The 16,852-nt window shown below is 70.6% G+C and carries 18 protein-coding genes; 4 read left to right on the top strand and 14 right to left on the bottom strand.

The genetic code is table 11. The features are described 5' to 3' along the window. Positions 1 to 5: 5 nt before the first annotated feature. The 11 genes from DDQ41_RS12450 to DDQ41_RS12395 form a co-directional block, all read right to left on the bottom strand. Positions 6 to 935 (bottom strand): hypothetical protein, encoded by a 930-nt coding sequence (locus DDQ41_RS12450; RefSeq protein WP_109294567.1) that lies wholly within the window; start codon positions 933 to 935, stop codon positions 6 to 8. A 15-nt stretch (positions 936 to 950) separates the two neighbouring features. Further along, a complete protein-coding gene (locus DDQ41_RS12445; protein WP_109294566.1) occupies positions 951 to 1,844 on the bottom strand; it encodes a phage distal tail protein in 894 nt (297 codons plus the stop codon). After that, positions 1,844 to 6,910, bottom strand: coding sequence for a phage tail tape measure protein (locus tag DDQ41_RS12440; protein ID WP_109294565.1), 5,067 nt, complete (start codon positions 6,908 to 6,910; stop codon positions 1,844 to 1,846). Before DDQ41_RS12440 ends, DDQ41_RS12445 begins: the two co-directional genes overlap by 1 nt. A 9-nt stretch (positions 6,911 to 6,919) precedes the next feature. Further along, the gene (locus DDQ41_RS12435) at positions 6,920 to 7,351 is read right to left on the bottom strand and encodes a hypothetical protein (protein WP_262508441.1); all 432 of its coding nucleotides are present in this window, start codon (positions 7,349 to 7,351) and stop codon (positions 6,920 to 6,922) included. Continuing rightward, positions 7,282 to 7,818 carry a hypothetical protein gene (locus DDQ41_RS12430; RefSeq protein WP_109294564.1) on the bottom strand — a complete coding sequence of 179 codons (537 nt, stop codon included), beginning with the start codon at positions 7,816 to 7,818 and terminating at the stop codon, positions 7,282 to 7,284. Before DDQ41_RS12430 ends, DDQ41_RS12435 begins: the two co-directional genes overlap by 70 nt. Continuing rightward, positions 7,818 to 8,315 (bottom strand): phage tail tube protein, encoded by a 498-nt coding sequence (locus tag DDQ41_RS12425; RefSeq protein WP_109294563.1) that lies wholly within the window; start codon positions 8,313 to 8,315, stop codon positions 7,818 to 7,820. The genes DDQ41_RS12430 and DDQ41_RS12425 overlap by 1 nt, the downstream gene beginning before the upstream one ends. Positions 8,316 to 8,387: 72 nt before the next feature. Further along, complete coding sequence (locus DDQ41_RS12420) at positions 8,388 to 8,810, bottom strand: hypothetical protein (protein WP_109294562.1); 423 nt, start codon at positions 8,808 to 8,810, stop codon at positions 8,388 to 8,390. Next, the gene (locus DDQ41_RS12415) at positions 8,807 to 9,235 is read right to left on the bottom strand and encodes an HK97 gp10 family phage protein (protein WP_109294561.1); all 429 of its coding nucleotides are present in this window, start codon (positions 9,233 to 9,235) and stop codon (positions 8,807 to 8,809) included. The genes DDQ41_RS12420 and DDQ41_RS12415 overlap by 4 nt, the downstream gene beginning before the upstream one ends. Next, a complete protein-coding gene (locus DDQ41_RS12410) occupies positions 9,235 to 9,651 on the bottom strand; it encodes a DUF6093 family protein (protein WP_162602660.1) in 417 nt (138 codons plus the stop codon). Before DDQ41_RS12410 ends, DDQ41_RS12415 begins: the two co-directional genes overlap by 1 nt. Next, on the bottom strand, positions 9,641 to 10,003 hold the full coding sequence (locus DDQ41_RS12405; RefSeq protein WP_109294559.1) for a hypothetical protein: 363 nt from the start codon (positions 10,001 to 10,003) through the stop codon (positions 9,641 to 9,643). Before DDQ41_RS12405 ends, DDQ41_RS12410 begins: the two co-directional genes overlap by 11 nt. Before the next feature lie 389 nt (positions 10,004 to 10,392). Further along, a complete protein-coding gene (locus tag DDQ41_RS12395; protein WP_109297696.1) occupies positions 10,393 to 11,532 on the bottom strand; it encodes a DUF6183 family protein in 1,140 nt (379 codons plus the stop codon). 118 nt (positions 11,533 to 11,650) lie between these two features. Between DDQ41_RS12395 and DDQ41_RS12390 the strand changes: the two genes are divergently transcribed. Further along, positions 11,651 to 12,445 (top strand): fumarylacetoacetate hydrolase family protein, encoded by a 795-nt coding sequence (locus DDQ41_RS12390; RefSeq protein WP_109294557.1) that lies wholly within the window; start codon positions 11,651 to 11,653, stop codon positions 12,443 to 12,445. Between the two features lie 6 nt (positions 12,446 to 12,451). Here the strand turns inward: DDQ41_RS12390 and DDQ41_RS12385 are convergent, their stop codons facing one another. Further along, a complete protein-coding gene (locus DDQ41_RS12385) occupies positions 12,452 to 13,810 on the bottom strand; it encodes a tetratricopeptide repeat protein (RefSeq protein ID WP_109294556.1) in 1,359 nt (452 codons plus the stop codon). Positions 13,811 to 14,167: 357 nt separating this feature from the next. Between DDQ41_RS12385 and DDQ41_RS12380 the strand changes: the two genes are divergently transcribed. From DDQ41_RS12380 to DDQ41_RS12370, 3 genes are read left to right on the top strand one after another with little or no spacing between them, the layout of a single operon-like run. Further along, the gene (locus tag DDQ41_RS12380; RefSeq protein WP_109294555.1) at positions 14,168 to 14,677 is read left to right on the top strand and encodes an ATP-binding protein; all 510 of its coding nucleotides are present in this window, start codon (positions 14,168 to 14,170) and stop codon (positions 14,675 to 14,677) included. Continuing rightward, on the top strand, positions 14,674 to 15,198 hold the full coding sequence (locus tag DDQ41_RS12375; protein WP_109294554.1) for a recombinase family protein: 525 nt from the start codon (positions 14,674 to 14,676) through the stop codon (positions 15,196 to 15,198). The genes DDQ41_RS12380 and DDQ41_RS12375 overlap by 4 nt, the downstream gene beginning before the upstream one ends. Before the next feature lie 5 nt (positions 15,199 to 15,203). Beyond that, positions 15,204 to 15,386: a hypothetical protein gene (locus tag DDQ41_RS12370; protein ID WP_162602659.1), complete on the top strand. Its 183-nt coding sequence runs from the start codon at positions 15,204 to 15,206 to the stop codon at positions 15,384 to 15,386. Between the two features lie 223 nt (positions 15,387 to 15,609). On the opposite strand, the gene DDQ41_RS12365 is transcribed toward DDQ41_RS12370, so the two are convergent. Together DDQ41_RS12365 and DDQ41_RS12360 are read right to left on the bottom strand one after the other, a co-directional pair. Continuing rightward, the gene (locus DDQ41_RS12365; protein ID WP_109294552.1) at positions 15,610 to 16,023 is read right to left on the bottom strand and encodes an NUDIX hydrolase; all 414 of its coding nucleotides are present in this window, start codon (positions 16,021 to 16,023) and stop codon (positions 15,610 to 15,612) included. Next, entirely contained in the window at positions 16,020 to 16,682 is a 663-nt protein-coding gene (locus DDQ41_RS12360) for an NUDIX hydrolase (protein WP_109294551.1), read from the bottom strand. Before DDQ41_RS12360 ends, DDQ41_RS12365 begins: the two co-directional genes overlap by 4 nt. Positions 16,683 to 16,852: the final 170 nt, after the last annotated feature.

Below are 16,852 nucleotides of genomic sequence, written 5' to 3'. Positions count from 1 at the left end.
TCGGCTCACACCACACCCTCGGTGAACTCCACGTCCGCGATCAGGCTTGTGCCGCTGTCGACGTGGATGTCGCCGGTCTCGGACCTGTACATGTACGTCTGCAGGTACAGCGGCTGGGTGGTGCCGCGCATCGCCGATGAGACGCTGATGTTGTCCGCGACGATCACGTTGGTGCGCCGGATCCCTTTGCCCTGGTTGTCGTCGACGACGGTGCCCTGGCCCAGGTCGGTGCCGAGGACCCCTCGCATTTGGGCGAAGACGTTGGAGGCGCTTTCCCGCAGCCCGGCCACCGTCACGACGACCTTGGCGTTGGTGGCCCACGACGGTACGCGGACGCTCCAGCGGGCCGCGCTCGGCCAGGTGTGCCACTTGTTGTCGGAGTACCCGAGGGTGCTCAGCGCGGTGGGGAAGGAGGTGTACAGCGTCCGCTCCCGGCGCGGGTTCGCCATCCGGCGCACGTCCTTGATCATCGAGTCTGTGATGACCGTGGTGTTGGCCGGGATGTCCAGGCGGGCGATCGGGATCGCGGTCATCCCGGACGGCACGCCCGTGGTCGTGGCCGACACGTTGCTGACGACGTGGAAGTAGCCGATCTCGTCGGTCTCCGGGTCCCGGGTGCCCTCGTACTCCGGGTCCTCCACACGCAGGCAGACCAGGTCGGAGCGGGGGCTGGCGGCGGTCGGCGCGACAGGCACGACGGCGTAGCCGACGTTGTACTGGGTGTAGGAGCCCTGGCCCCAGGCGGCTCCGCGGACGACGGCGGAGCCGTCCGCGACGCGCACGCCGGCGGCGGGCGTGGTCAGCTGCCAGACCTTGAGGTCGTCGCCCTCGGTCACGCCCTGCGAGCCGCGGGCGAGGTCGCGGACCATCATGCGGAAGGCCCTGGCCTCGTGGGTGCCGCCGTGGGTGAGCAGGGGCGGGTTGATCAGCGTCATGGGAATCCTCTTGTTTCACAGGGCGGCGTAGGCGGCACGCCAGGTCACGGTCAGGCGCGTGGCGCCGGTGTAGTCGCGGGCGGTCCACCACAGCTCGCTGCTGCCGGGCGGGATGGTGAAGGTGTCGAGGCGGGAGGCCGCCGAGAGGGCGGGGGCGAGGTTGCCGGTGCCGTCGCGCAGCACCCACCGGGTGCCGGGCCGGGTCTCGATGTCGATGCGCTCACCGCTCTTCAGCGCCACGGACAGCTCGATCACCCGGCCGGACTCCACATGCCGGATACGGGGGTTGGTGCACGGGCCCGTGATCCGCAGAGACGGCCAGGCCGGCAGGTCGCCGTCGTTGTGGACCCGGCCGCGCCGCTCGTCGGGGATCGCCACGCCGGTCGTCAGTGGGGCGACCAGCGGCGCGCGGAGCCCACCCAGGCCATCGGCGGACAGGGCCAGCGTCAGCGCGGAGGCGTCGTCCGCGTGGAAGCGCGGGTCGAGCGCGGCGAACTCGATGTCCAGGGGGATCCAGCCGTGCAGCGTGCTTGACGCGCTGGCGGCCTCCACACGGCGCAGCCGCCCGTACAGGCGGCGCGTCGTCCGGCCCGGCCAGCGCAGCCGCATTACCGTCTGCGCTCCGGGGCCCGTACGGACCGCCGGGTCGTCGGCGGCGCGGTGGAGGCGGGCGAGCAGGTCGAGGGCGCGAGCCGGGTCGCCCGGCGTACGGATGCCGGCCTCGATGCGGACCGTACGCGGCCCGTACAGGTCGACGCCGGGGAAGGCGCCATCCCCGGCAGGGTTGTCCACATCCTGTGTACGAAGTTCGGGGACGCCCAGCCCCTCGACATCTCCGATTGGGATGTCGGTTCCAGGACCGAGGACGACACCGGCGACCTCGATCTGCCACTCGGCGAGTTCGGGCATCACAGTCGGCCTCCTCTCTGGGCGTTGCGGAGGCGGCGCATGACCTCGGCGCCGATCTGCTGTGGAGTGGCCTGCGCCGAGGTGACGCTGACCGGCATGGTGCCGATCAGCGGCTGCCGCTCGCGTACGACGACGACCTGGACGGTTCCGGGCGGGCGGGCGTCGACTGTGCTTACGGGCACGGAGGTTGGTTCGGCCGGGGCGAGCTGGAGCCCGAAGCGCTGGGCGACGTCGGTGAGTACGGCCGTGGCCGCCGCGCGCTTGGCCGGCGCGAGCGGGATGAACGCCTCGCCGCCCGTGCTCGCCTCCGCGAACTTGATCAGTGCGGTGGGCGAGGAGTAGACGCCGGGCTCCCAGATGCCGCCGTTCGCGTACGCCAGGCCCTTGTTGGCCTTCGCGAGGTCGGAGAGGAACCTGGTCGCGCGGGCGCCGAGGGCGGACCTGATGCGGGACTGGGCGCGGTTGGCGACCTCGATGATCCGGTCCTCCTCCAGGCCGGTCCTGTCGGCGACCTTGTGGATGCCGGTGGTGCTCGTCCTGATCGCGCTGATGATGGTCAGCAGGTCGGTGAGGCCCTCGGCCGCGAGGGTCCTGGCGGCCGCCCTCGCCACGTCGTTGGCCTGCCGCGCCCTCTTCGGGTTCTTCACGGCCTCGGCGGCCAGCTTCTCCGCTGCCTCGTCGCCTTGTTCGGCGAGTCGCACGGCGAGGTCGCCGTAGCCGAGGGCGGCGAGCTTGGCCAGGTTCTGCTCGAAGGCGCTCTGGTCCTTCACGGCCTGGCGGAGCTGGGCGGTGAAGTCGCCGAGGGTCGCCTTCGCGACCAGGCCCAGCCGCTGGAGGTCGGAGGCCATCTCCTTGAGGTACTTCGACGAGCCGGTGGCCATCTTGTGGGTCAGCTCGATGCCGTCCTCGCCCATGGCGTCGAGCGCGTCGGCCACGTCCTGGCCAGCGCGCCGGGCGACGGTGCGCAGGTCCTTGCGCCACCGCTCGGTCCGTCGCACCGCCTTGTCGAGGTTCTTCTCGAACCTCGACAGGTCGAAGACCTCGACCTCCTTGCCCTTCCGCTTCACGGTGCGCATGGAGTCCGACCGGATCGACGACACCGACACGAGCTCGCTCCCGCCGCCGGAGGGGGCGTAGGACCAGCCGGACAGGCCGCCGGCCGCGTACCAGGTGACGTCGCCGCCGAAGCGCCGGACGACCTCCTCGACGATCGCCTTGCTGCGGGGGCGCTTGCTCGCGGCGAGCGGTACGTACGCCTCGCCCTGGGTCTCCGGCTCGGCCCACACCCGCCAGGAGCCGGCCGGGGCGATCTGCGCGACGTGGTTCTCGCGGCGCACCCCTCCGTTCGCGAAGTAGTCGACGACGGCGCCGTCGGCGCGGGCCTGGATGGAGTCGGGGATGCCGTTGGCGTCCTGGTCCCACGAGGTGGCCTTGAGGAAAACGCCGACGCCGACGTTCCGTCCGTAGATGCTGTTGATCGCACCCTGAATCGTGCCGACCGAGGTGAGGGGCGGCTGCGTCGGCACCATGACTTCGGCCTTGCCGTCCGGCAGGGTGCGGATCTTGAAGCCGAGGTCCTCCAGCTCCTGACGTGCGGCGGCGGTGGGCGCGCTGATCGTGACCGTCTTCGCGTTGGGCGTGGTGCGCAGCTTGTCCCGCATCGCCTGCAGGGATGCGAGAGCCTCCTGTGTGGCGGCGCTGACCTTGACGTTCTTGCTGCCGGGGACCGTACCGAGCTGGTCGATGAGCGCCTTCAGGGTGCCGCGGGCGCCCTTCGTGGGAGCCGTGATCTTGATTTCCCGGGTGCCGGGGACGGTCTTCACGGTGAAGCCGAGGTCCTTCAGCTTCTTCTGGGCGTCCTCGCTGAGCGAGTCCACGCGGATCGTGGTCGCCTTCGGCAGCCGGTCGAACTCGGCCTGCACGGCCAGGAGATCCGCGAGCGTGGAGTCCATGCCCTCGGTCTCCAACAGCAGCGACACCTTCGACGGCAGCAGGCCGAGGCTGTCCGCGACCGCTTCCGCCTGCTCACGCGTCAGCCCGTATCCCTGGGCGGCCTTGACCGCGGCCGTGCGCGCCTTGTCCATCTGCTCGCGGGCGGCGGCCAGCGACTCGGGCAGCGACGCGCCGTTCTGCTGGGCGAGGGCGTACGCCGAGACGGTGGCTTCGGCGGCGGCGTCGCTCAGGGACGTGAGGGACTGGTAGAGCTGCTGGCCGTTGCGGGTCGTGGTGTTCAGCGTGCCGTTGTTGTTCAGCAGGGCCTTGCCGAAGCCGTCGGCCTTGCCGAAGCCGTCGGCCTTGTCGATTCCGTCGTCCAGGGCCTCGTTCACGTTGAGGATGGCGCTGTTGACGCGCGCCTCGGCGGCCTGGAGGGAGATGCTGCCGCCGGAGAGCAGATCGAGGGCGTCCTTGAGCGCGCGGGTGCGGGTGTCGGCGTCCGCTGTCTTGTCGGCGAGCGCGCCGACGGAGGTCTTGAGCCGGTCGTACGCGCTCACACCGCCCTTTGTGTCGCTGCTGGCGTCGGCGAGGCGCTTGGCGTTCTTGATGCTCTCCGCCATCTCGCCCTTGACCTCGGCGAGCGCGTCAGCGGCCTGCGCGGCCTTGAGCCCGGTGTCGGTGTACGCCTTGGCGGCGCCGCCCTGTGTCGCGAGCCACTTGACGTTCGTCTCGGCCGTCGCGTTCAGCTCCGCTTGGAGGCTTTCCAGCGATTGACCTTGGCCGAGGTAGACGTCGGTGAGCCGGCTCATGGAGACGCCGGCACGTTCCATGACGTCGATGAGCTTGTCCTTGCCTTCGCGGACCTTGGTGTCCAGCAGCGTCTGGGCTGCGGCCCGGCGTACGTTGTCGTCGATGACGCCGCCGGACTCACGCAACGCGTCGGTCAGCGTGCTCACCCGCTGCTCGTGCTCGGCGGCCGCGCGGGCGGCCTTCTCCTGGTGCGAGGCGAGGAGCCCGAGCCCGAGGGTGACGCCGACCAGCGCCACGCCCCATGGCCCGCCCATGAACCCGACCAGCCCGGACATCGCACCCCGCAGCCCGACACCGGCCGCGCGGGCCATGCCGGTGAGCGTGCCGGTGAACCCGGCTGCCGGGCCCTGGGCGCTGCGAAAAGCGGCGCCCATCTGGCCGACGATCGGGATGCGGGCCTGGAGGACCCCGAAGGCCGCGCCGAGCCTGCCGATACTCGCGCCGCTCATGGCGGCGAGGCTCTGCTGGAGCCGCATCTGCCCGTTGAAGCTCTGCCACGAGCTGGTGAGCCGCCCGCCCACGGTCGAGGCGAGCGTGCCCAGCATGGGCGCGACCCGCCTGGCCAGGAACATCGCCGCGATCGCGCTCTGCACCGGCCCGGGCAGCGCGGCGAACGCGCGCACCAGAGTTCCGACGACCTGCCCCACCGGCACCAGTACGGCCGACAGGCCGGCCACGGCGGACAAGGCGAGGTTCGCGGCGGTGACGAGGATGTCCAGGGCGTTCGCCGCGCCCCCGGAGTCGTCCGCGAGCGACCCGAGGGCGTCCGCGATGGGCTCCGCGCCCCGGGCGAGGTTGTCCAGTACGTCCCCGAGCGCGCGGCCCGCATTGATCAGCAGGTTCAGCCCGGACGCGAGAGCGTCCTCACCGATCTCCTTCAGCGGGCCGAGGAGCTGCTCCGCCTCGTCGATCAGGCCACCGAGGCCCTGGCGGGCCCGCTGCTTGAGCTCGGGGCCGTAGAGGGTCGCCAGGTCGCGCCCGTACTCGATGGCGGTGACGAGGTACGGCGTCGCGGATGACAGGCCCTGCGTCATGAGCCGGGTCACGTACTCCAGGCCCGGTGCCATCGCGTCGTACAGCGCGAGGCCGGTCTGCCGCGTCTGCTTCCGCAGCAGCGTCATCGCGCCCGCCAGGCCCTGGCCGCGGGCGGCGGTGATCTGCGCGGCCGCGCCCGTCTCGCGTACGGCGAGGTTGAGCGCGTCGAAGGACTCGGTGCCCTGGTGGGCGAGCGCGATGGCGCCGGACATGGCGGGCTTGCCCATCGCCCTCTTCACCGCGGCGGTGAAGTCCTGCTGCGACATCTCGTGCTGGGCGCGGCTCAGCTCCTCGATGACGTACCGCAGTCCCTTGAACCGGCCCTGCGTGTCCCACGCCTCGATGCCGAGGGCCTTCAAACCCCTGCGCATGTCCTTCGTGGGCGCGGCGAGGTTGGCCATCATGCCGCGCAGCGCGGTGCCAGCGGTCTGGCCGAGGATGCCGGCCTTGCCGAGCATGCCGACGGCGGAGGCGGCGTCCTCCATGCTCACGCCGAGGCCGGCGGCGACCGGACCGGCATACCGCATGGCGTAGTAGATGTCGATGATGCCGCCGGAGGCGTTGTTCGCGGTGGCAGCCAGAATGTCGGAGGCGCGGGCGGCCTGGTCGGCGCCGAGACCGAACTGGTCCATGATGTCGCCGAGGTAGCGGGCCGAGTCGGCGGCGTTGACCCCGGCGGCGGAGGCGAGCTGGAGCGAGGCGCGGGTTGCGGAGATGGCCTGGTCGGTACGGAAGCCCGCCTTCGCCAGCTCGACCATCGCCTCGGCGGCATCGGCCGCAGTGGTGGTCGGCAGGGTGAGGTCGTTGCCGAGTTGGTTGGCCATCCAGGCGGCGCGCTGCATCTGCCCGGCGGTGGCGCCGGTCACCGCTTGGAAGGTGTTCATCTGCCGCTGGTAGCGGTTGCCCTCCTCGACGAGCTGGCCTGTGCCGAGGAAGAGCGCCCCTCCGGCGAGGAGGCGGCTGAGCGCGCCCGCCTGTCGGCCCGCGCCCTTGAGGGAGCGCTCCAGAGCGCCGGCGTCGCTGCCCGCGCGGCGCAGGCGGTCGCCCGTCTGGCCACCCCGGGCGCCGAGGGTGCCGAGGCGGGAGGCGGTGGCCTGGGCACGCGCGCCGAGGAGGTCGACCTGCCGGGCGGTACGTCGGCTGGACGTGTCGAGGGCGGCGAGGCGGCGGTCGAGGTCGCGGGTGCGACGGCCCAGGTCGCGGGCGGCGTCGGCGGCCGAACGTAGGCCGGAGATCAGGCTGTTGGCCTGCGCTGTCAGCTGTACGGTGAGGTTGTACGTCGCCATCCGGCTGGCTCACCCCGCCTCGGCGCCGTCGCAGTGCAGCGCCTCGTACGCCAGCCGGGGCAGCAGTGTGATCTTGATGCCGTAGCCGGGGCGGCCCTCGGGTACCTGGTCGCGCTCCTGGGCGATCAGCTCGCAGCCCGGGCAGCGCACGGTGTCGGTGACGTACGCGTGCTGGTGGCCGCCCTTGGCCGGGTCCCACTCCTCCGCCCGTGTACGGCAGTCCGGGCACAGCGTGCGCTGCCACTGCTGCCAGGCCAGAGCCTTGGTCCGGTCCAGGTCGCTCCAACGGCCGTCCCCGCCGAGGAGCCGCGAGTGCGGGATGCCGTACCGCTCACACAGCTCGAGCTCGGCCCGCAGCCGCGGGTCGGCCGTCAGCCTTTTCCCAGGTCGGCGGCCTTGTCGGCCCGGCCCTCCTGCTGCACCTCCCAGGCCGCCTCCCACAGGGCGTTCGCGTCCGGCGCCGACCAGGAGTCAAGGAGCTCGCGGGCCTCGGCCTCGCTCATGCCGTCCGTGCTGGAGGCGGCGATCAGCGCGGCCGGGAAGGTGTCGGGGTTGAACGCGGCACCGTCGGCGGCCTGTTCGTCGGTCGGCGGATGCGCGTGGATGAGCTCCTCGAGGACCGGGCGCGGCAGCGCGCGGAAGGTGAGGCAGACCGACGCCCTGTCGAGCGCCTCGCGTGCCGATTCGCAGCGCTCGGCGGCGAGGCGGGCCCGCTCGGCGAACACGCCGTTGTCCGCGTCGCTCTCGGCCAGCAGCCGGGCCCGGTCGGCGGCCCGCTTGGCCTCGTCATACTCTGTGCGCCGTGCTGCGTCGTCGCAGATCCGAAGAACGCGCTCTGGAAGCGAGCGGCGGCGCAGCCGCTCCATCTTCTGCTCCCACGACACCGCGCCCTTGCCCTTGGCGGCCATCAGGCGGTACCCATCGAGGCGGCCGGAACGGCGGCGTCCAGCGCAGGCGGGGAGGTGATTGAGAAGATCGCCTGGAACTTCGCCGCCTCGTTGCCCGCGTTGTACTGCGCGGCGCGCGAAGCTACCTGGACCGGGAAGGTGTCCATCGACTTCGACCCGGGGACGTCGCCCTTGCGCAGGAAGACGACGAAGCCACTCGCGCCCTTGGGCAGCAGGGTCTCGATGGTGTCGCTGAGCTGGTCCTCGTAGAAGGTGATCGAGGAGTTGTCGGCCTTGTCGTTCCCCGGGATCGAGGACGAGAAGGTGGACGCCATGTCCGGCGTCTCGATCGCCTCGTTCGTCAGCGACCAGCCGTCGACATCGCTGATCGCCTCGGTCAGGTCGGTCGCGTTCGGAGCGGAGATCTCCTCACGGACGGGGATCTTGGTCTCGGCGGCGACGTCCTTCAACCAGAGGATCTTGGTGATGCCGCGCCGCATGAAGCGCTGCTGAGCCACGGGGCACTCCTAGCGGGTGCTGCGCCGGGCTCGTCGGCCGGGCGTCCGCGTGGCTCCGCGGTGAGAAGAGGATCAGGCAGGCGTCACAGTGATCGTGAACCGCTGCACGTAGGTAACGATACTGCCCTGCGAACCGTCAACCGGTTCTCCGTCGGCGTCGTAGGTCAACTCCCGGTCGATCACGCGCATCCCGGGAACGTCGAGATTCCTCAGCCGGTCCGCGACCACCACTCGCACCCGGTCACCGAGCCACTGCACCTGATCGGCCCGCTCGCCGACGCTCGTCGCCTGGTACGTCCATGCCGCGTCGGCCTGCCAGTCGCCGAACGACGGACCGGAGAACTCACCGGGCAGGCTGTCGAGGATCAGATAGGGGAAGGCCGCAGCCTGCCCGTCCGCCGTTCGCGGCAGCACGCCAAGCCCACACGGCCGACCCGTGCCGACGGCGAGCACGTCGACAAGCGCCCGCGTCAGCGGCAACCGAGGCGGGCTCACCGCGGCAGCACCCCCGTGCGCAGTGCCTCCAGAAACCCGGGCTCGGTCTGCCGGAACGCGGGCTCGATGTGCGGGTAGGGCGGCTGCCGGTACTGGCGCCCCAACCTGTCAACGCCGACGAACCCGTACTCCAGCCGCCGCGACTGCGGCGCGTCCGTGAACACCACGGCGTTCGCACGGCCACCGGCAACGGTCACCTTCACGTCCCAGGAAGCCCGGTACTGGCCAGTGATCACGTTCGGCCCCGGCCTCCCGGAGGCGTTCTTCTGGATCCGCACCCGCAACAGCATCGCGTGGTGCCGGGTGATCGCCCGCGTCCGGGCCCGTACGGCCGGCCCCATCCCCGACAGCGTCGCCGCCAGTTCAATCGGGTCGCGGAACGCCGCCGCGTTGGGATGGGCGTTGGGGTGCGGGTTCACCGCCATCAACTGATCACCTCCAAGCGCACCACGCGCACCACCGAGTACGTACCGACAGCGACTTCCACCACCCGGAAGCGACGGCCGACCAGCTGCTCGTCACGCGCGGAACGGGAAACGCTCAGCACGTCATCGGCCATCACCAGCGGCGCGGCAAGGGGCAGCAGCGCCTGGTACGCGGTCTGGGCCGGATACGGGGCGACCACCCCATCCAGAGAGGGAATGGACGAAAGCTGCCCCGGACGCACGATCGCCCCAGGCCCTTCCCACAGCAGAGCCGCTGCCCCGCTGCCCGGCCTCAGCTCTCCGGTCTGCTCGTCCAGTTCGTCACCCGAGGCGCCGTCCGAATCCCGCCACAGCCGGACCTCATCGTCGAGCAGTCCCTCCACAACCCGCCGCACTCCCGACAGATCAAGTGCCACGGGCCCACTCCGACAACTGCCGCAACACCGCCGCCGTGCCGCCGCCCGGCACGTTCTCCAGGTCCATCCGTGCCAGGGCCGCGCGCTCCACCTCCAACGGGTCCAGCGCCTCCAGGAACGCGGCGGCGGCCGGGCCGGGGTCCGGGGGCGCGCCGACCTCAACGCGAGCGAGGAGATCAAGTTCGGCGGGCCATGTCCCGGTCGGGCCAAGATGCAGCACCACGCGTGGCACATCGTGAGCATCAGCGTGCAAGTCCACGGCAGTGACGTGCTCGCTCACGTCCCTACCGTCCACAGTGAGGGCATACGAACGCCCGTCGAAGGTCATCTGGAAGCGATTCGGCGTCGTCACCGGCGGAGCCTAAACCCATGGGCGGACACCGCGTTCGCTCGATAGCGTCGAGCGGACGAGGAGGGGGGACATGGCTCTACCGAAAAGGCGTTCACGCATCATCTCTGTGGACGGGACTTCGTACCGCTGGTTCTTGCGCGGTCGTCCCCCGTACTGCCAGGGAATGGCCTGGTCACGCATGACGTACGCCGTCGAGCACGCCGAGCATCCAGGCGCGGTGCTCATGGTCGAGACGAGCCGCGCTCACACCGGCAACTGGGTGGGAGCCGAATCGGCCCCCGTCCTGCCTGCCGAGGTCGCTGACAGCATCCGGCGAGCACGTCTCCGGGGTTGGGAGCCGACGAGCCCCGGGATGCCCTTCCGGCTCACGCCAACGACGGACAACGGCATCAGTCGGTGTCCGTAGCGGCCAGAACCGTGACCCGGGTCCGCTCCTGGTCCAGGGTGGCCAGCCCGATGTCCCAGGCGACATTGTGGTACCAGGGAGTCGCAGCGCCGAAGCGGTACCAGCCGCATGTAGCAGCGCGCTCCTCGACCTCCGAGGCGGTCGTGTCTACCCCCGCCCCAGCGAGCCCGCCAAGGGAGCGCCAGGCGGCGAGCCGTCCGTAAGCGCCGTACAGACCGTGGTTGTACGCCCCGCCCGATGAGGCCGCCGCGAAGAGGACGCTCCATGCGGCCCCCGCGGCGGACCGGGCCACCGAGAAGTCCGTACGGCGGCTGTGGCCGGCGAGGCAGTCGAGGCCGAGACCGAGCAGGGCCTGCGGTATGTCCGGCTCGTCCAGGGGATGTTCCAGGTCGAATGCGCGGGCCTCGATCCGGCCGTTGGACTCGTCCGCCCAGTTGGCCACAGCGGCGGGTACTGAGCTCAGATCGGCCGCTTCCGACGCGAGCGCCGCGAACTGCCCAGAACGCAGTGGGAGGGGCCGGACGACCTCGTTGATGGGGCCGAAGGGGAGCGAGGACGTGCTTCCCTGAACCGAGTAGCTGGGCAGGTCGGCACCGGACTCCGGCTCGGAGCGCCGCAACGGCAGCCAGGCAAGCGGATGCCGACCGATACCAGGGCCGGAAGCCCAGTTCAGCGCTTCCGGCAGATCGGTGAGGCCGATCCCTCTCACCACCAGCTCGTGAACCGTGCAGGCCCGCAGTTCGTTAGAGGCTCCAGCCCCCGAGCGCGCACCACGGAAGAGCGGACGAAGAGCGTCGGCGTCCTGTGCCGACGCGATCAGGGACGCCACATAGCGCGCCCGCTTCCGCGCCGACCGGTCCTCGCCAGCGACCAGACGCAGGAGCTGCTCGACCCCACTTCCTCCCGGAGCCAGGGCCAACAGCCGAATCGCCCGGTCCAGGACGCTCTCGTACTGCCACACCCGAGCCGAACCGGGAACCGACCGCCGGAGCAGCTCCACCCCCAGGTCTCCGAGGAACGAGACATCTCCGTCGGCCATGCGGCGGTCCAGCTCCGCCCACACGGCGTTGACGTTCTTGGCCTTGGGTAGCTTCTCCACGGTCTTCTCTATGCGGTGATCCACGCTGCTGACCCTACGCATGGCTGGATCTGACCAGACGGCGAGGGAGGGGTGCCGTGATCGCGTCCATTGCGTGACAAGGAACCCCCAGAGCCGTCCGGGGCGAAGGTACGGTTCAGGCATGAGGCTGACTGATGAATCGCAGCGGCTGGCAAGGTTCGAGTGGCAGGGTGAGGTCCTTCACGGGCGCCTCATAACCACCGACGGCGATGATGTCCTGGAAGTGCTGGCTGCCGATCCGCTGAGAAGCGCGGCGGAGCCCACGGGCCGCCGTCTCCCGCTCGATGACGTGCGACTGCTGGCCCCGGTCACGCCCGGGAAGATCGTCGCGGTCGGCCGGAACTACGCCGACCACATCGCCGAGTTGAGCCTCGACACGCCGACCGCGCCCCGGCTCTTCTTCAAGCCACCGTCCGCCGTGGTCGGCCCTGGAGAGGCGATCCGCTACCCGGCCCAGTCACGCGAGGTGCACTACGAGGCCGAGCTCGCCGTGGTCATTGGCCGTACGGCTCGCGGGATCACCGCCGAGCAGGCACTGGAGTACGTCTTCGGCTACACATGCGCCAACGACGTGACCGCCCGCGACATCCAGCGGGAGGACGGACAGCCGTCCTGGGCAAAGGCGTTCGACACCTTCTGCCCGCTCGGCCCGTGGATCACCACCAACCTCGACCCGACGAAGCTCGACGTACGCTGCGAGGTCAACGGCACCGAGCGGCAGTCGGCCGGGACGGACACGATGCTGCATCCGGTCGCCTCCCTGCTGGCGTACATCACGGCGGCGGTCACCCTGGAGCCGGGGGACGTGCTCCTGACCGGCACACCCGCAGGGGTGGGCCCCGTCGTTCCGGGTGACGAGGTGGCGGTGTACATCTCCGGCATCGGTTCCCTGGTCAATCCCGTGGCCGGTCGGTAGCTCCGCTCAGGCCCGCAGCAGCTCGGCGAACTCCCTGCCGACGGGGAGCTGGGGATGCCCGGCGGTACGGCTGAAGTCGGTGGCGTACTTCATGACCATGCCGGTGCGATGTTCGTCCGGCAGCGACGTCAGGGCCTGTGCGGCGGTGCGGTACGCCTCCTCCGGTTCGCCGTCCCGCGCGAGGCACACCGCGCGGTCCAGGCGGATCAGGGTCGGGTCGAGGTATTCGGTGGGCGGATACAGGTCGAGCGCCCGCCGCTGGACCTGCCAGGCGTCCTCCGAGCGTCCCAGGTGCGTCCACGCGTTACCGAGGTGCCAGAGGAACTGCCGCTCGGTGTGGCCGAAGGAAGGGTCGTCGCGGTCCTCGACGGTGAGTCGGCCGAACGCGTCCTCGGCCTGGCGCAGCAGCGGCAGGGCCTCGTCTCCTCGCCCGAGGCGGGCGAGCGCGCGAGCCTCGACGAGCAGGCCCCGGGTGGTGGCGGGGCCCACGGTGTCGCCCAGGATGTGGCGCGCTCGGGCGGCCTGCTCGTGGGCGGAGGCTGGAGTCCCGTAGTAGAGGGAGACGATGGCCGAGCGTACGGTGAGCGCGCCTTCGAGCTGGTTGTCGCCAGCCTCCGAGGCGGCGAGACGTCCTGTGTGAAACCAGCCGCGGGCCTCGCGGTGCGCGCCGAGCGCTGAGGCGAAGATGCCGGCCAGGGCCGCGAGTTGGGCGGCGACCCGGCATAGGCGACGGCGGTAGCGGATCGGCTGTCGCTGCTCCAGCAGTCCCTGCACTTCGGTGAAGTCGGCGAGGACGTCGGCGAGGAGCCGCTGCGGTGGGACGGTCTGGTAGGCGTGCGCGTACTCGAAGGCGGTGGTCTCCCAGCGCTCCAGGGTCGCGGGCCCGATGGCCGACGCCTCCAGAGTCAGGTCCATGCGCTGCCGCGCGGCGGCCATGACCTCCAGTGTGGCCTCGGTGACACCCAGGCTCGTTCCGATGACAAGGCCGCGGATCAAGGTTCGCCGCTTCATCTCGTCCTCCTCCAAGAGCACGTTGGCCACCCCTTCGGGCGCCTGCTCGGGTTCTCGCTTAGTGCGTGCCGGTGCGGCGTCGGCGGTCACGGGAAGCGGCGAGGGGTCCGCCAGGGCGAGCAGCCTCTCGGCTGTCCAGCCCGGGAACATCCGCTCGAGAACCTCGCACGCCTCAGCGCGTGGCACGCCCTTGATCTGGCCCAGGCGCCACCGGTCGAACTGCTTTCGCTGCGGGGACACGTCGTCTAAGCGCAGCTCGGCGCAGAGCCGCCTGAACTCCCGGCTGAACCGCGCGTAGCCCCAACCGCGCTCCCGCACCAACATGCCGAACACCGTCAGCTGCCTGTCGCCCACCGTGCCCCCTTTGGCCTGGACGCCGTCGGGCCCTGAGCCCGCTTGCGGCGATTGTCGGTCCCCTACCCACCATGCGGCTCCACAGGACGCGCTGATGTCCCAAAAGACCACGACAGGGGTCGCCCAAGTCCAGAACGACCAGGCCAGGGCCGTAGAAGAGTCCACCAACTCACGGTCATCGTTCGGTGACCGCGAACGCACGACCTCGAGACGAAGGGCCTGGCCGTGAACTGTCTGGCAGCCGGCACCCCAGAAGTAGGAGTCGGCGACCCACCCAGTACGTCGAGGCCGCCCGGGTTACTCGCCTGGCGGCCGCGCTTCGCGCCCCCGAGTTCCGACATCCGGAAGGGCTGGGCGATGGTGTCCTCGGTTCCCACCTCGATCGTTCCCCCGAGCCCTGTGGGCTCCCTCGACGCCAACGTGGGTATGGCACGCATAGCGCCGTCGCCCATTGATGTCGCCTTCACGCGCGAGGAGTCGCGCGTTCCCCAGGCCCGGCGGATCGGAACCTCGTGGCTGCGGAACGTGTGCCATGTGGCCAGGTCCCGGGTCGATTCCGTCGAACTTGTGCTCTCGGAGCTGGTCGGCAACGCGGTCGTCCACGGGCGCGGCGACACCATCGGTCTTCGCATGAGACGCGACGGAGGGAACGTCCACCTGGAGGTCAACGACCGGACGCCGTCCGAGGTGCCCCGGCCTCAGCGGGCCTCGATGGACGCGGAGCAGGGGCGGGGTCTGTGGCTGGTGGACGAACTCGTGCACGAACTCGGAGGCAGATGGGGCTTCACGGCCGACGGAACGGTGGCCTGGTGCGTGATCCCGGTCGCACCGCTGCCTTCGAACGACGACGGGAGGCGGCGACTGTGAGCGGTGTGGTCCAGGCCGCGGCGCATCGCGTTCCCGCCGGCACTCCGGTCGTGGTCTATGCCTGCCTCCCTCTGGCGGCCAGGGTGCCAAGGGAGCCCGGCCGGGCGCTGCGCGACGTGCTCCGGTACGTGGACGAGCGCGGCTGGGTTCCGGTGGGGACGTTCGTGGACCACGCGGCGGTGCTCTCCAGCCGGGCCGACCGCCCGGAGTGGCCGAAGGCGCTCGCCGCGGTTGAGGAGGGGCGGGCCAAGGGCATCGTGGCGCCGTCGATGGTGACGCTCTGGTTTCACCAGGAGGACCGGGAATCGCCTCGCGGCCTGGCTGGACAGGACCGGTGCGTTCATCTCGACCCCGGGAGCTCCCTGGGACCCGCGCCGGACGACCGGAGGCGGTTCCCGGTCCGGACGGACCATGACCATCGGGGGACCGCGATGACGACGACCGGCCTGTTGCTCACGATCGGCCTGAACGTGGCCTTCGGAGCCTTGGTGCTCTTCGGATCGAAGTGCAGGTGCCGATGAACACGGTGCCCAGAGACACGATCCGCCGGTCCCCTCGGCTGCCCCGCCTGCGCTGGGCGTTACGCCACCCGTTCCGGCTGTTCCAACGCTACGGCTTCGGCTGGTTCCAGTTCGCCGTGCTGGTCGTACCGGTACTGCTGGTCCTCTGCTGGTTAGTGGTCGAGCCCGTCTACCTGTCGCGCTCGTGACCGGCCGCCGGTCGCGGCTGCCTGGCAGCCGCGACCCGACCTCCGCCCATCCACCCATGCGCACCGCGTTCAGCCACCGAGTCGAGTACGGGGAGGATCCATGCCGCACCAGGGACGTAGGGAAGGCATCACTCCGCGAACAGGGCGTCCACCCGTAGTGCGCGGCACCGGCGGTCGGAGCGGCGCCGTCAGGGCGCGAGCACTCGTCCGCTACTCGGCGGCATCACCGGCTCAGAGTGGCGTCGAGGTACTCCTGCACCGGCTCGAAGAGTCCGTACGGCACGTACTCGGGAATCTCCGGCAGCCTGACCCAGGCGAGCTCGGCGAGCTCGTCGTCGTCCGCGACGTACGGGGTTCCGGACTCCACGGCGCAGGCGACGTACGACATGCTGCGGCCGGTCTTGGGGTGTACCCGTTGGCCGAGGACCTTGAGGGAGGTCACCTTCAGGCCGACCTCTTCGGAGGTCTCACGAACCGCGGCCTCTTCAGGGCTCTCGCCCGCCTCGATCTCGCCGGCGGGGAACTGCCAGGACAGCTGTCCTTCCGCGATCCTGCGCCGGACCATGAGCACGCCACCATCCTGGACCACGATCGCCGCCGCGATGCCCGGTCGCTCCGCTGCCGTCTGTTCGGTCATACGTCTTCCTCCAGTGCTGCCAGGATCGGTGGGTGGACGGTGTCGAGGGAGATGAACCGGCCCACCGCGTTCTTCGGTACCCAGGCCACGTCGAGGTTCTCCACGACGTCGCTGTTCGTCGCGTCCCCTGCCAGGTACTCGCACAGGAAGTACACGCAGTGCACGCCGGTCACGGGGTGGATCCGTTCCCCGAGACCTCGCCGGACAGCGCAGTGCACGCCGGTCTCGTCCAGCGTCTCGCGTACCGTCGCGATCTCCGGCCTGACGCCCGGCTTGATGACGCCGGCGGGGAACTGCCACGTGATCCCCGACGCGTCGTCGTCACGCCGGCAGACCAGCAGGACATCGTCCTCGCGGACAACGACCGCGATCGCGACACGCAGGACCTGTGCCTGTGTCCCCGGCGCTTCGCCGCCCTTGCCGCCAGAGCCCGCGATCAGCAGGGCGAACCGCTGGCGGACGGTCGCGGGCGCGCTCTCGAAGACGGCGTCTAGGAGCTGTTGCATCTCCGCGCGCGGTATCACCTCAGGGTCGGAGTGCCACGTGGCGACCGTCCGGAGCGAGATGCCCAGGCGGTCAGCGAACGCCTCTCGGGTCAGGCGGAGAGCCGACTGGAGCATGCACGCGCGGTGGCCGGTCCATACGTCGATCACTTCCATCGCGGCCCTCACGGATCGGGTCGGCAAGGTGCATGGTCAATGTGGCGAAGTTGCACGCTCGTTGCACGGTCACTTCATGGCGCGGAGGGCCGATCACCGCTTGACTCTCAGGTGTGCCTTCCCCAGACCGCGCGATCCGCCCCTTACTTGCCCGAGCGGTGAATGTGCAG

This window comes from Streptomyces spongiicola (assembly GCF_003122365.1).
GTDB lineage: Bacteria > Actinomycetota > Actinomycetes > Streptomycetales > Streptomycetaceae > Streptomyces > Streptomyces spongiicola.
This window is presented reverse-complemented; position numbering and strand designations above follow the sequence as displayed.

What these genes read in the sequence shown, in the direction of transcription:
- DDQ41_RS12450 (WP_109294567.1), bottom strand. Translation starts at nt 935, where the DNA reads ATGACGCTGATCAACCCGCCCCTGCTCACCCACGGCGGCACCCACGAG.
- DDQ41_RS12445 (WP_109294566.1), bottom strand. Translation starts at nt 1,844, where the DNA reads ATGCCCGAACTCGCCGAGTGGCAGATCGAGGTCGCCGGTGTCGTCCTC.
- DDQ41_RS12440 (WP_109294565.1), bottom strand. Translation starts at nt 6,910, where the DNA reads ATGGCGACGTACAACCTCACCGTACAGCTGACAGCGCAGGCCAACAGC.
- DDQ41_RS12430 (WP_109294564.1), bottom strand. Translation starts at nt 7,818, where the DNA reads ATGGCCGCCAAGGGCAAGGGCGCGGTGTCGTGGGAGCAGAAGATGGAG.
- DDQ41_RS12415 (WP_109294561.1), bottom strand. Translation starts at nt 9,235, where the DNA reads ATGGCGGTGAACCCGCACCCCAACGCCCATCCCAACGCGGCGGCGTTC.
- DDQ41_RS12390 (WP_109294557.1), top strand. Translation starts at nt 11,651, where the DNA reads ATGAGGCTGACTGATGAATCGCAGCGGCTGGCAAGGTTCGAGTGGCAG.
- DDQ41_RS12380 (WP_109294555.1), top strand. Translation starts at nt 14,168, where the DNA reads ATGGTGTCCTCGGTTCCCACCTCGATCGTTCCCCCGAGCCCTGTGGGC.
- DDQ41_RS12365 (WP_109294552.1), bottom strand. Translation starts at nt 16,023, where the DNA reads ATGACCGAACAGACGGCAGCGGAGCGACCGGGCATCGCGGCGGCGATC.
- DDQ41_RS12360 (WP_109294551.1), bottom strand. Translation starts at nt 16,682, where the DNA reads ATGGAAGTGATCGACGTATGGACCGGCCACCGCGCGTGCATGCTCCAG.